This window comes from Desulfovibrio desulfuricans, assembly GCF_024460775.1.
In the GTDB taxonomy this organism is placed as follows: domain Bacteria; phylum Desulfobacterota; class Desulfovibrionia; order Desulfovibrionales; family Desulfovibrionaceae; genus Desulfovibrio; species Desulfovibrio desulfuricans_E.
In genome coordinates, this window is record NZ_JANFYZ010000002.1 from 57,624 (window position 1) to 70,858 (window position 13,235).

The 13,235-nt window shown below is 58.5% G+C and carries 12 protein-coding genes; 1 reads left to right on the top strand and 11 read right to left on the bottom strand.

Features of this window, described 5'->3' with window-relative positions; all coding sequences use genetic code 11:
- Window positions 1–33: 33 nt before the first annotated feature.
- Window positions 34–903 (top strand): formyltransferase family protein, encoded by an 870-nt coding sequence (locus tag NE637_RS03005; RefSeq protein WP_227117751.1) that lies wholly within the window; start codon window positions 34–36, stop codon window positions 901–903.
- On the opposite strand, the gene NE637_RS03010 is transcribed toward NE637_RS03005, so the two are convergent.
- From NE637_RS03010 to NE637_RS03060, 11 genes are all read right to left on the bottom strand, one after another.
- The gene (locus tag NE637_RS03010; RefSeq protein ID WP_227117749.1) at window positions 884–3,286 is read right to left on the bottom strand and encodes an MFS transporter; all 2,403 of its coding nucleotides are present in this window, start codon (window positions 3,284–3,286) and stop codon (window positions 884–886) included. The two genes, NE637_RS03005 and NE637_RS03010, sit on opposite strands and share 20 nt — an antisense overlap.
- A gap of 9 nt (window positions 3,287–3,295) precedes the next feature.
- Entirely contained in the window at window positions 3,296–4,441 is a 1,146-nt protein-coding gene (locus NE637_RS03015; protein WP_227117747.1) for an ABC transporter substrate binding protein, read from the bottom strand.
- A gap of 54 nt (window positions 4,442–4,495) precedes the next feature.
- Window positions 4,496–4,663 carry a hypothetical protein gene (locus tag NE637_RS03020; protein WP_192112106.1) on the bottom strand — a complete coding sequence of 56 codons (168 nt, stop codon included), beginning with the start codon at window positions 4,661–4,663 and terminating at the stop codon, window positions 4,496–4,498.
- A 12-nt stretch (window positions 4,664–4,675) separates the two neighbouring features.
- Window positions 4,676–5,986, bottom strand: a complete 1,311-nt coding sequence (locus tag NE637_RS03025) for a prohibitin family protein (RefSeq protein ID WP_227117745.1) — start codon at window positions 5,984–5,986, stop codon at window positions 4,676–4,678.
- Window positions 5,983–6,474, bottom strand: a complete 492-nt coding sequence (locus tag NE637_RS03030; RefSeq protein ID WP_227117743.1) for a hypothetical protein — start codon at window positions 6,472–6,474, stop codon at window positions 5,983–5,985. The genes NE637_RS03025 and NE637_RS03030 overlap by 4 nt, the downstream gene beginning before the upstream one ends.
- Window positions 6,471–8,153 (bottom strand): ATP-binding cassette domain-containing protein, encoded by a 1,683-nt coding sequence (locus tag NE637_RS03035; protein WP_227117741.1) that lies wholly within the window; start codon window positions 8,151–8,153, stop codon window positions 6,471–6,473. Before NE637_RS03035 ends, NE637_RS03030 begins: the two co-directional genes overlap by 4 nt.
- A 283-nt stretch (window positions 8,154–8,436) precedes the next feature.
- Window positions 8,437–9,060 (bottom strand): YcjF family protein, encoded by a 624-nt coding sequence (locus NE637_RS03040; RefSeq protein WP_227117739.1) that lies wholly within the window; start codon window positions 9,058–9,060, stop codon window positions 8,437–8,439.
- Between the two features lie 40 nt (window positions 9,061–9,100).
- Window positions 9,101–10,234, bottom strand: coding sequence for an ABC transporter substrate binding protein (locus NE637_RS03045; protein ID WP_227117738.1), 1,134 nt, complete (start codon window positions 10,232–10,234; stop codon window positions 9,101–9,103).
- Between the two features lie 281 nt (window positions 10,235–10,515).
- On the bottom strand, window positions 10,516–11,259 hold the full coding sequence (locus NE637_RS03050; RefSeq protein ID WP_227117736.1) for a 4'-phosphopantetheinyl transferase family protein: 744 nt from the start codon (window positions 11,257–11,259) through the stop codon (window positions 10,516–10,518).
- 3 nt (window positions 11,260–11,262) lie between these two features.
- The gene (locus NE637_RS03055; RefSeq protein ID WP_227117735.1) at window positions 11,263–11,979 is read right to left on the bottom strand and encodes a thioesterase II family protein; all 717 of its coding nucleotides are present in this window, start codon (window positions 11,977–11,979) and stop codon (window positions 11,263–11,265) included.
- A 9-nt stretch (window positions 11,980–11,988) separates the two neighbouring features.
- Complete coding sequence (locus NE637_RS03060) at window positions 11,989–13,125, bottom strand: KamA family radical SAM protein (RefSeq protein ID WP_227117733.1); 1,137 nt, start codon at window positions 13,123–13,125, stop codon at window positions 11,989–11,991.
- Window positions 13,126–13,235: the final 110 nt, after the last annotated feature.

Here is a 13,235-nt window from a genome sequence, read left to right on the forward strand (position 1 = left end):
CATGCTGGGCAATGTTCCTCGAAAGGATATGCCGTGAAAGTTGTCGTTTGCGCGAAGAAGGATCTTGCAGGATGTGTCGCCCTTAACAGACTGCTGGCAGCCATTGCCCCCAGGCACGATGTTTTTGTGGTTCTTTCAGATTACGTGCTGGACGCGGAGTGCAGCAATGCCTATGCGGCAAGCCTTGTGGCCCATGAGCGGAACATGGTGCTTGAGCACATTCTGCCCTGGCTGGAAGCCCGCTTTCCCGAGGGCAATGAGGCGCAGTGTCAGACCTATGCGGGCCTGAAAAAGCGTTACGGCATTGATATGGAGATGTGGGGGCCCATGCGGTCGCCAGCCTCCCGGCAAGCCATGCGCGACCTTGCGCCTGACGTTGTCATCTCCTGCCGCTACGACTATGTTATTCCCACTGAAGTTATCGATATGCCCCGGCTTGGCACCTACGGCATGCATCCCGGCGCGCTGCCTGATCTGCAAGGTTTGTGCAGCCCTTTTCGGGCGATGGAGCATGGCAATGAACGCTCTGGCTGCACGCTTTTCCACCTTGACGCAGGGCTGGATACCGGCCCCATAGTGGAGATCGGCTGGTGGCCCATCAACTATGACCGCTCCCTGCTGTGGAACTTTGTGCATACCTATTTTGCGGGTATAGACGCCCTGCTGCGCCATCTGCCGGAACTGGAGGCGGGGCGCGAGCTGACAACCCATGTGCAGAGCAGCGAAGGGCGAAAATACTTCAGCTATCCCACCGAAGACGAGTTCCGCAGGTTTATCCGGAAGGGCGGGCAAATCGTCCTGCCCGAAGATTATCATGAAGTGCTGTCATGGTTTCTGCCCGGGGGCCTGGCAGATCCCGCCATGCCCGAACTGCGGGCGCTGGTCAGTTCGCTGGAGTCCTGAGCCGCCACATCAGGTGGAACAGCAAGGAAAGCGCGCAGACGATGCCGCCCATGAGCAGCAGCGCGCTGGCTGGAGCCATGACGGTTACGGCAATGCCAAACACCACAGGCCCCGCTACCTGCCCCATGCGCTCCAGGCCACGGTAAATCGAGGCTGTCTTTTCGCGGCCCAGGGTTTGCGCCGAAGCAAGAGTGAGAACGCAGATCATGGATGCCGGGGCAGCCAGACACTGGGCCAGCCCCAGGGAGATGACCGCAGCGGCCGCCCCGGCCATATTTGTAGCCGTTGCCGCAATGAGCAGCGTAATGCCGGAGAGCAGGCCCGTGAGCGTCAGGAACAGGGATTTGTCTTTTCTGCGATCTATCCATTTGCCAAGCAATGGCCCCGCCGTAATAAAACACAGGCCGTAGAGCATGAATATGCGGCCGATATCCGACTGATCCACATGGGCGTTTGCCAGCCTCAACGGCAGCAGATAGTGCAAAAATCCGGTCAGACACATGGCGGCGGGTATGCCCACCAGCCAGAGTATCATGTGCATGCGCGGGTCTTGCAGCAATTGCATGCAGCCTGAAAACATGTGCCCCTGTGCGGCTGTTTGCGCACCAGACCCCTGACAGGCCGCGTTGCCGGCACTGCCTGCTGCGGCCTCCGCGGGTTCCTTGCCAAGCATCACGGTGAACAGAGCCAGCAAGATGGTGCAGGCCCCGGTCGCCAGCACCGCCTGAAACGAAACATGATCCGCCAGCATGGCCCCCGCTGCTGAGCCGCAGATGCTGCCGGAAAATATGCCTGCGAATACGCTGGTGAGCCCTGCCCCGGCATTGGCCTTGCCCAGTGTGCCGATCTGCCCGGCCATGAGCACAAGGCCAAAGCCGAAGCCTGTGGCAACGCGCCCCAGAATGAGCAGAAGCAGGCTGTTGGCCATGCCGCCCATCATCAGCCCCACGGCCGCAGCCAGAGTGCCTGCGGCAAAGACCTTTCGCCAGCCGTAGCGCAATGAAAATCCGCCGGAAAACAGCAGGGCAAAGCCCGCGCTGACCATCTCTGCCGAGATGGGCAGGCCAATGGCCACATCACGGCTCAGGCCCATGAACGGCTCGTACAGCTGGCGGGCCAGCAGGGGAATGAACGATATGCCCATGTCGTAGCCCAAAAAGAACACAAAGCCCGCTGCCCGCAAGGCCTGCACGGCGAGGGAGTGGTGGCTGCTTCCAAGGGCGTTCGCCGCAGCATCTGGCGGGAGGTTGCGTTGCGCGATAAGGCCCAGCAGTTTTGAGAGTTCCAGCAGCAGCAAAAAGCTGATGAGCAGTGAGGCCCCAAGGTCAAGGGCCAGCGCCGATATGCGGGTTGTGATGGCCTGGGGCTGCACGGCCAGTTGCAGGCGCAGCACTTCCTGTTTTTGGCGGAAGCGGCTGGGCCAGTAGGTGCTCAGTGATTTTTCAACTGTGAGCGCCGGGTCGGGCACGTGCCCGGCAGAGGCCACAGACTTGCCTTCAGGCGTCAGCAGCTGCGCGCCCGCAAGCTCGCTGTTGGCCGCAAGCAGCTGCTCAAGCGCCTGATCCTTGCCGCGCAGGCTGGCGATATCCACGCCTTTGTGGATAAGGTATTCAAAATCGCGCCCTGTGCCCTCGGCGAGGATGTCTGCCTTGGTGCGTACGGCCTGCTTGACGAAGGTATCGAACAGCACCAGCGTGCCGCAGGCGTAGAGCAATTGCGATGTGCCGATGATGACGAGCAGCATTCTGGTCATGCCCGAAAGGCTTGTGCCCACAGCGCGTTGCCCGGTCAAGAGGCCAAGACGCCCGGCCAGAATCAGCCCCGCCACAAGGCAGGCCGCTGCCAGCAACAGGGATGACAGCCGCAGAAAATCTTCTGTAGCCGCATTGATGGGCTTGCCGTCAATGTCCACCAGCAGTTGGCCCACAGGCGTTTTGTTCCTCAGGGGGATGCTCAGGCGATAACCATCAGCGGTTTTGATCGCGCCTTGCGGCCCGTCTTTGCCCTCTCTGGTTTGGGATGCCGCACCGGGGGGCAACGTGCTATCAGCCTTTGAATCTTGGGCAGGCTGTTCATAGAGAGTGGAACCCCTGGCATCAATAATGGTCACACGCCTGATGCCCGCCGCGCTCTGACCCAGTTCCGCCAGCATCTCGTCCATTCCGGCGAACGAAGCCAGCGGTTTGCCAAAGCGCATGCCGCGTTCAATATCACGGGCCAGACGTTCAGCACCGCTGCGATAGCCGGAAAGCACCATGTCGGTTGCCAGCGTATTCAGCGTGGAAACCGAGAGCAGCACGTTAAAGCCCAGGGTGACCAGCAGGACTCCAAGCCCGAGCAGCAGGGCATTGATGCGCAGTTTGCGCGTGGCGCGGATAAGCACGGAAAATCCTTAGGGTGTACCGGGGTGCGGCTGGCTGATGGTTTCGTGCAGTTCGTCCGCCGTTACCAGCACGTCAAAGGGAAAATCAAAGCCGATGGCCTTGGCGGTGGCAAGGTTCAGGGCGATGGAAGGCTCGGACTGGTCAAGCATGGGCAGGGTGCGCGGCTGCGTGCCGCCCAGTATGGCGTGGGCCTGCCCGGCAAGAGCTATGCCGCTGGGGCCGAAATTCCAGGTGGAAAAGCCCATGAGCGCTCCGGCTTTGACATATTCCGACCCATCACGCGCAAAGGTGGGGATTTTCCACTGATTCAGCTTTTGCAGCAGCGGGGCCATGCCCTCGCCGCCGATATCAAAGCAGTTCAGCGGGCCGATAAAAAAGGCGTCCATGCCCTGTTTGCGCAGGTCGTCCAGCCCCTTGCGGCATTCCTCAGCACTTTCGGCGGAGGAAAGGCCATCGTAGAGTACAAGGGAAAATCCCAGCTCCGAGGCAATGGCCTGGGCATCGCCAAGTGCGGCGTACACGCGGCCTTCCTGACTGTTCTGGAACATGATGCCCATTTTGTGAAAGCGCACCACATCGTAAAAAACGCGGAACATGGAAGACCAGCGGTCAACTTCCACCCGGCAGGTGAAGTTGTCCACGCCGGAATCCTGCGCGCTTTTGACAACCCCGGCAGCCACAGGGTCAGCCATGCCCATGCCCAGAATGGGCAAACGGCCATCGTTGACTGCCAGCAGCGCCTTGACCGCCGCCGTGCCCATGCCCACCACAAGGTCGAGATCCTTGCGCTGCAAAAGCTGTTTTGCCATTTCAGGCAGGCGGCGCATCTGCGCTGGTTCCCAGCCGGGGCTGAAGCGCGCGTCAGATGGATATTCGCAGCGTATGTCGTCATACTTGCCCATACCATCGCGAAAGGCGTTCCAGGTGTTGTCAAACAGCCAGAACGGCCCGGCTTCGAGATAGCCAATGCGTTTTACGGGCGGATTGGCGCAGGCGGGCTGGCAGAAGACGAAAAACAGGCCGCCCAGTAAAAGCATGGTAAGAATCAGCGTGGTCAGGCGCTGCAGAAATGCGCTTGCATGGGGCCGTTGCCCCTGGTTTTTCTGCGGGCGCAGCAAAAGACATGGGCCATTGGCTGTAATTGGAAAAAGCATGCCTACTGCGCCGCGTGAAAGAGTGTGTTCATCAGAACCGTATCCCTATGCAGCCTAGCAGCGAGTGGGCTTTTTGGGGCTCGAGGCTATGACAAGCAGCAGCCCCACCAGGGGGGTCAGCAGAACACTGGCAAAAAAATTGCCCCAGAATCCCAGCCGGGAATTGATGCCCAAAAACCCGACCAGCAGGCTCATGCCCAGTATGAGAGCGAACAGTAGCACAGCGGGCCTCCCTTACTGTCTGACAGCGCCGCCACGGTGCGGTTGCAGCAGTGTTTTATTCAACCTCTGGATATAATCCGATACATTTTCTCCGGGGGCGATCCAGCCAGCCCCGGCGGGTGTTTGGGCTTCGGCAGACGCGGCAGAATCCTGCTTTGCTGAGTCGCTACGCGGCCCGTACTTCGGCGCATACTGCGCCCCGGATTGGGAATCGTACTGGATTTGGGGGCGCAGGCCGGAATGTGAATTGGGGCGGAACGGGGGCGTTCTGCCGGGTTCGGGCCGCATCTGCCCTGGCTGAATTTGGCCAGGCCGCATATCCTCGGGCCGCTTCTGGTCTGGGCTGACCGAATCTGTTCCCGACATATCTGGTTTGGCAGGCGTCTGCTGGGTGCCTTGCACGGGAGCCTTGGGGGCCGCCCCCTGATTGGCCGCCTTGCCAGCGTTTGCGGTATCTGGCGCGGCTGCGCCTGTGGGCGAATCTGCATTGAGGATAACAGGCAGGCCGTCCTTGCCGCCGATCACAACCACCTTGGCATTGGGCGACGTGGCAAGCTCCTTGGTGGCCTGAATACCTTCATAGCGCAAGAAGTTCTGCGTCATGTTCTCGTTGACAAGCGTCTGGTAGGCCTTGATGCCTTCGCCTTCAATTGTCTTGCGGCGGGCCTCCTGCTGGGCTTCAAGCAGAATGTACTTGTAGCGCAGGTAGTCCTGCTCCGCTATGAGCTTGCGTTCAATGGCCTCGCGCAGCACTTCGGGCAGGGTGATGCTCTTGACCACAAAACCCTGAATAAGAACGGGGATGCGCCCCATTTCTTCCACTGCGTCCACCAGCATCTGGTCTTGCAGTTCCTGCCGCGCCGTGGAGTAGAGGTCGTCTGGCCGATAGCTGCCGATTGTTTGCCGCACGGCGGAATTCATGATGGGGATCACGACCTTGTCGCGGTAGTTCGGCCCGATTTCCTGATGCAGGTTGGGCAGGCGGTCGCGGATGATCTGAAAACGCAGCGAAATCTGCACGTTGATGGTCAGGCCGTCCACGGTCAGCACATCGATGTTCTGGGTTTCTTCCTGCACGCGCACATCATAGATATACATGATGTTCCACGGCTGGATGAAATGTATGCCTTCCTCGTAGGTGTGCTGCAACTGTGTGCCGCCGCGAAAGCGCGCGTACAGCACGCCCAGCTCGCCGGGCTTGATGGAAATGACAATACTCGGCCAGAGAAACAGGAGCAGCAGCGTTGCAACAACGCCCGCGACTATGATCCGCAGACGGTTGCGGCGCAACACTTCCCGTATATTTGCACAGACGCTTTTCATTGATCCAACCGGTAGGTTTGCTGTGTATATTGCGCGGAGCCGCGCCAGAACATATCAAGCGTATAGTCTATGCACTGCCTTTCAAACAGAATGCAGCGTTCTTTGTCGTCTTCCGTCTGGCCCATGCAGATATTGTAAAGAATGGGGCACATATCAACATTGAGCACAAATTCGCCAAGACTGGGGCGCGAATGGATTCCTTTGCGGGCGTGGCGCACGAGGCTCTTGACATATTTGTTATTGCAAATCTGGATGCGCTGCCCGTAATCGTGGTTTTCTTCGTAGCACTTCAGCCTGTTCTGAATGGTCTGCGTGTTTTCCGCAGCATTCACTTCAGAGGGCATGGTGTCGCGCACATTGTTGTACAGTTGGCGCACAAGCTGGATATTGGTATTTCCCGTAAGATCCTTGCCTTCTACCTTGGGTGCGGCGCACAGGCACAGCAGGGCCGTCAGGGGGAGGGCAAGCCGCAGAAAATGATCGGTCATGCCTGCGCCCCTTCGCCTGAGGGTTCTTCCACAAAGCCGCCTTCGCGCATGGTCAGCACCCTGTCGGCCACATGGAAATAGCGGTCGTCATGGGATATGGCCAGTATTGTGCCGCCCTGACGGATGATGTCAGGCAGCAGTTCTTCGTAAAAATAACGGCGGAAAACAGGGTCGAAGTCTGCGGCCACTTCGTCAAACAGGTAGATATGGCGCTTTTCAAGCAGCGCACAGGCCAGGGCAAGGCGTTTGCGCTGCCCGGCGGAGAGATCAAGCGTGGAGAACGTGCCGTCTTCCAGCAGGCTCACCTTGGTTTCCATGTGCAGGGTGCGCAGCACGTCCGTGAGCTGGGCCGGGGTGATGTTCAGGCCGAGGGGCCGCGAAAACAGGTGGTAGTCTGTGGGCACAATGGTGAAGAGGTTGCGGTAGGATTCCATGTTAACATCGGAAAGCATGACGTTGTTCAGGAACATTTCTCCGCTCTCGGGCGCATACAACCCGGCCAGCACCTTCATGAAGGTGGACTTTCCCGATCCGTTGCCACCGCGAATGAACACCAGTTCGCCTTTGCGCAGCTCAAAGCTGTCTACAGCAATGCCAAAAAGCCGCATGCCGTTGCGGTCATGGTAGTCAAAACGCACATCGCGCAGAGCGATGGAGTCAAAATCCGGCACAGTGGGGTCGGCCTGCTGCCAGCGCGCCTTGACCCCCGCGTTTTCAAATGGCTCCGTCACGGCGTCTATCTGCGATTCCACGGCTGCAAGTTCCTGCAGGCTCATTTCTACCTTTGCCATCATGGGAACCGAGGTGATAAGGCTGATGAGCGGGCTCAGGCTGAACATACACAGTACCAGCAGCGAGGAAGTTTCCGACGTTTCGAGGTTCAGAACCTTGGGCATGATAAAAAGTATCAGCCCAAGAATCAGCAGATTGAACATGGCAAAAAATGATATGCCAAGGGCGTGCCTGTGCTCTGTGGCATCGCGGGCTTCTGATGCCACAGAAAGGTCAGGGATGATCTGCTCGCCAAACAGCGCCGTTGTCCTTGGCTTGTGCATCTTGAGTTGCAGCAGCCCGGCGTAAAGGTCGCGCAGCCCCGCGCAGAAGCGCTGGTCGGCCTGCATGGCTGGCCCCATGTGGGCATGCACCTTGTTGATAAGGTGCAGAAAAATCCAGAACCCCATAGCAAGAAAAAGAAAAACGCCCAGCGTACCGGGAATGGAGACCGTTGCCATCTTGGCAAACGAGAGCACAACCATCACCGTATTGGCCGAGGCCGCAACCAGCATTCGGGCCGCTTCAACCACCATTTCGCGCCCGTCCAGCAGGGCGGACTGAATACGGTTTTTATCCAGCTTTTCATATTCCAGCAGAGAAACGCCGCGCAGCTTGGCGGCAATGCGCATGCGCCATTCCATGATGCCGCGCAGGGCAATCTGCGCCGAGCGCCCTGTGATGTAGCGGAAGAGAAAATAAAAGGAGGCGAGGCTCACCAGAAAAGCAAGAAAGGTGCTGAATTCCAGCCCGTCTTCAGAAAGCTGCTGCAAGCCCTGAAGCACCGAAAATACGGCAAGCCCCTGCATGATGCCTGAGCCGAGGCACGCGGCGGCAATTTTTTTGCCTTCCTCGCCGGCCTGTTCCCACAGAAGTTTCAGAAAAAGAGATTCTTTCAGTTGCAGCATGTGGTTCTGTGGCCCCGGTGTTCAGGTGCGCCGCGCATTACAGCATGCCCGGCGGTCTTGTATGCGCCCCTTTGCAGTGCAGGGGGCCTGGTAAATCAAGCGTCAACGCTGCCGCAGCGGCAGCCACGGCCTTTGCCAAGGCCTGAAAGTTATGCTCTGTCAGCCAATTTGGGCATAAGCGCGGCTGGGTACGGCGAGCGTAATAGCCAACACTTCCGTAAGGGCCAGTTGCCCGGCCCATACGGAAGGCTCCGATTCCCGAAACCGCCAGAGGTCGCCGATATTAGGCCGCGCTGGTGTCCGCTTCTTTGGCGGGGGCTTCAGCGGCGGCTTCGTCCTTGGTTTCTTTTTTCATCTTGTTCTTGATCTTGCCGACCAATGTTTTGCCTTCCTCAACCTTTTCCTTGAAGTAGGTCTTGGCTTCTTCGGCATTGAAATCAATCAGGTTGCCGCCCTTTCTGAAATGGCGGTCAAAAACCCAGCCAAGGGCATAGGTACTGGCGCCGCCCATAATGCTGATGGTGGCCGCGCCCGCGGTGAAGCCAATGACCGGAATGCTTTTCAGCAGCGAGGCGGCCAGGGGCACGCTTGCCGTGGTCAGAAAACCGCCGCAGAGCGAAGAAACGATGGATTTGACGCGTTCTTTTTTGAATTCAACGCCGTGAGCCTCGGCCAGTGCGTGGATAAGCTCAATCTGGAGGGCGGAGAGACCCAGAAAATCTACAAGGGGCACCGGCACAAAGCCAATGCCGATAGCGCCGTATACGCGCTTGCGGATGATGGCGTCCACCACTTCTTCCGAAGGGCAGGCGCGTTCGCACGTTTCTGCTTCAGCAGCGGTTTCGGCCTGGCAGGCCATCTGATCTTCAACGCCGTCGACCTTGTTTTCCAACGTATCTTTTGTCATGTGCAACCTCGTTGTGGCCGGTTTCAGGGTTACGGGAATTCTATTGGGGAACGGCCGTTTTATCAACGCCCGCCAGTGTGACGTCAAAGAGTTCGTCTGCCGAAATGAGCAGAATCAGCGGCAAATCCATGCCCATCTTCTGGGCAGTCACCAGATTCAGTGCAATCTTGGGCGTGTAGGCCGCTGTTTCAAGCTGGGTATTTGGCGGCAACAGGCCAAGCTGGGTGGCAATATGGTCAGCATAAAATTTGCCAAGAGGAACATAATCAAGGGTCGAAAGCCCCATGAGCGCGCCTCTGCGCACATGAACGCTGCCGTCGCGCGCAAAGGTCTTGATGTGGTGGGCGTTGAGCGTGTCAAAGATGGCCTGGGGGTTGGCCTGCGTCCAGTCAAAGCAGTTGAGGGCCGAAATGTAAAAGGCATCCACGCCAGCGGTCAGCAGCCTGTCCACGCCCTTGGTGCACGATTCCATGCTCTCCGCTTTGTCCAGAAAGGGGTATTCCACAAGGGTAAAGCCACGCTCGCGCGCAACTTCGCGCGCTTCCCGCACATTGGAGTATGAAAGGCCCTCGGGGCTGTCGTGATACATGATGCCAAGGCGAAGAAAGGGCAGCGCCTCATGAAACAGGGCAAAGACCTTGAACCATTTATCCTTGGTGTAGCGGATTGTCAGGTTGGCCGCGCCCTTGCCAGTGGCGCGATCCACAATGCCGGCGCCTGCCGGGTCGGCCACGTCAACGCTCATGATGGGCGTTTTGCCGTTGTTTTCAGCCAGCAGGGCCTTGGTGGCCTCTGTTCCCATGCTTATGATGACGTCGATATCCGGATTTTGCATCAGTTTGCGTGCCTCTGCGCGGTAAACGCTCTCAGAGGCATCCCAGCCGGGGCTGATGTACAGTTCGTCCGGCAGGGTGATGCGGTCGGCAACCCCGCGTTGCCGCAGGGCCTTGATGATTTCTTTTTGCAGCAGGGTAAATTCCCAGTACGGCCCGGCTTCAAAATAGGCCGCAACCTTGGGGCGCGAGGGTTTGGGCTGGGAGGACGCCGGGGCAGGCGCTGCCATCTGTTCCACAGGCGCGCGCGGGGGGGCTGCCTGCACATTTGCGCACAGGCATACTGCGCAGCAAAGTGCTGCGGCAAGTGCGGGGAAGAACGATCCGAGGCTGCTGCTCATGGAACAAAATACCCTATGATGCGTTCTTGGTGACACAGAGTGTCCGCCGCTCGGCGGTTCTACCCCAAAACTGGAGTGGAGTTCTTCCAAAATCCGTGCAGAGCAGACAAACGTTTTTTTATGGTAATCTGCGCTATTGGCGGCGTTGGGCCATCCGGATTTTCACACGGGCGCAAAACCATGCGCGCATGTTTCAACATATCAGAGGAAAAGCGGTATCGTCCACATGAATTTGGGGCGCGCATCGGCATTTCTGCATGTTTTTTGGCGGGTTGCAGGGATCAACAGGCAAGGTGGACCACGACGTCCAGGCAGGGGCTATGGGCCGCAACGCTGCACTGGTAACCATCTGTTGTTCTGATGTCGCGGCTTGTCCACTGCCCGCCACCCTCAAGCATTGCAGCCATGCCGTGAACAGCATTTGCAGTGAAGGATGCTATCCAGCCGCTCTCTTGCGGCCCGGTGTGCACGCTGAAGCTTTGCAAGGGCATGCTCAGGCCCATGCCCACAGCCTTGATTACGGCCTCCTTGCGCGTCCAGCAGCGGTAAAAGGCCGCTTGCAGTTCCCCAGGGGGCAGGGACAGCAGGTCTTTTTGCTCCTGCGGATGCAGCTGGCTGGTCAGCTCCGCCGCATCGGGCAGAGGGCGCATCCTTTCCACATCAATGCCCACGCTTGCGCAGCGGCAAAGGGCCACCCACACCATGCTGCCCGAATGGCTGATGGAAAAATCAGCGGATATTCCGGGGCAAAAGGGCTTGCCGTAAGGGGAGCGGGCTAACTCTGCGGCACTGTTCTGCCCAAAGGCGGCGAGCAGCAAACGCCGCGCCAAAGCTCTGCCTGCCAGATGCCGCGCCGCATCTTCTATGCGTACGTAGCGCCCGGCCTCCTGCTGCTCCTGCGGGGAGGTGTGGGGCGCGCACTTGCTGGGCCAGTCCGCAATATTTTCAAGCTCCAGGCCAACGCACAAAATGGATTTTTCCGGGGCGGACGGCGCGCGCCAGTTGCAAAAACGTTGCGCCAGCACCGCCTAATCCGTTGTTTGAAGGGTGCGGGTCATGTGGTCTGCCAGTTCCTGCCAGTGGTCCTGAACGTAAAAATGGCCGCCGCTGAAGGTGCGTACCGTGCATTGCGCGTCTGTCAGGTTTTGCCACTGCAGGGCGTCAGCCTCGGTAACGAGGTCGTGGCTGCCGATGGTGGTGTGGATAGGCAAGGGCAATGGGCTGTAGGGGGCGGGCTGCCAGCCCTCGATGGCCATAAAATCAGCGCAGAGCACAGGTTCAAGGTAGTTTCTGAAATCCTGCGACTGCGCAATCTCGGGCGGGATGCCGCCCATGCGGGCCACGTAGTCCCACAGCGCGCCTGGGGGAAGCTGATCAACAGGGCGTGAAATCCCGGTGCGCATCAGCCCTGGCGTGGTGGCGGACGAAATGAACAGGGCCTTGGGCAAGGGCAGTGCCGCATCGCAGGCGAAGCGCGCGCAAAGAAAGGCCAGCAGGCCGCCCATGCTGTGGCCAAAAAGGGCGTAAGGGCCAGTGTGGGCGGCGGGGTGTATCTGCTCAAGCAGGTCGCGCCCCATGCTTTCCATGTTGGTAAGCAGCCGCTCCCGGCAGCGGCGGCCTTTGCCCGGCAGTTCCAGAGGTCTTGTAGTGATCCATGCCGGAAAAAGCTCGTTGAACCTCGCATAAAAGGCGGTATTGCCTCCGGCGTGGGGAATGCAGAAAAGTGTTGTAGCCGAGTGTTGCATGTGTTGCGCCTACAGTTCAACCCATCCGGCATCGTCAGCAAGCTTTTGGATGATGATGCGCGAGGCCTGTTCTTCGTGTCCGATGCGGGCATGCATCTGTTTGAGAACAATATTGCCCTCGCTGATGCCGCAGATTTCCAGTTTGCCGATGTCGTGCCCGATTATGTACTTGAAGCGTTTTCCATAGCCGCTGAGTTGCGCCTTGGCCTTATCCACAATGGCAATGCCCTGCTTGAGAGGCAGTTGAAAATGGTGCCGTACCCGCGAAACAGGCATGCACTGGTACAGATAATACGGGTTCACCCCAATGGAAAGCAGGCGGTTCATAAGTTCGACAATGTCTTCCACACTGTCGTTGACGCCGCGCAGCAGCACCGCCTGATTGTTGATGGTGGCCCCGCACAGGCGCAGCCTCTTGATGGCCTCGGTCGAGGTGAGCGTGATCTCTCGCGCATGGTTGTAGTGCGTGGCAATGTACAGAGCCTTGCGCTCGGCAAAGGCGCGCAGGGCGTCCATGAGGGCGTCTTCAAAGATGCGCAGCGGGTAGGTGACAGGAATGCGCGTACCGATACGCACAAAATCCACATGGTCGATCTCGGCCAGCCCCTCCAGCATTTTTTGCAGCACCGGGGTTGCCAGAGTCAGTGGATCGCCGCCGGAAAGAATGACGTTGTTGATCTTGGGATTGTCGGCAATGTATTGCAGCGCCCCGGCAAAGTTGCGCAAGGTCTGCTGGCTGGAGTGCCCCACAATACGGCGGCGAAAGCAGTGGCGGCAGTGCATGGCGCAGCATTCTGTTGTGATCAGCAGTGCAGTGCAGTCGTATTTATGCAGTACGCCATTGCCCTTGTCGTGCTTGTCATCACCGTAGGGATCGGCAGTAGTCGCGCCCATGGATCCGGCAACCACCAGTTCTTCCGCATCAGGAAAGCACATGCGACGGATGGGATCATTGGGATCGTTTTTATCTATAAGGCTCAGATAATAGCGGGGAATGTTGACCGGGTGCACCTTGGCGACTTCACGAAGCGTTGCTTCCTCTTGTGGACTGAAGGTGGCGTATTGCTTCAACTGGTCGATGGTGACGACGTTGTTTGCAAGTTCCTTTTTCCAGTCAAGGCATTTCCAGCAAGGTTCAGCGTCCATTATTCCGGCCTCTGTTTGCGGATGGATTTTCTGTTGTTCAGGTGTGTTGGACGTTCCAGAACAACCGGATACAGAGTTATTGTTGAGGAAATGCATTCAATATCCGGTTT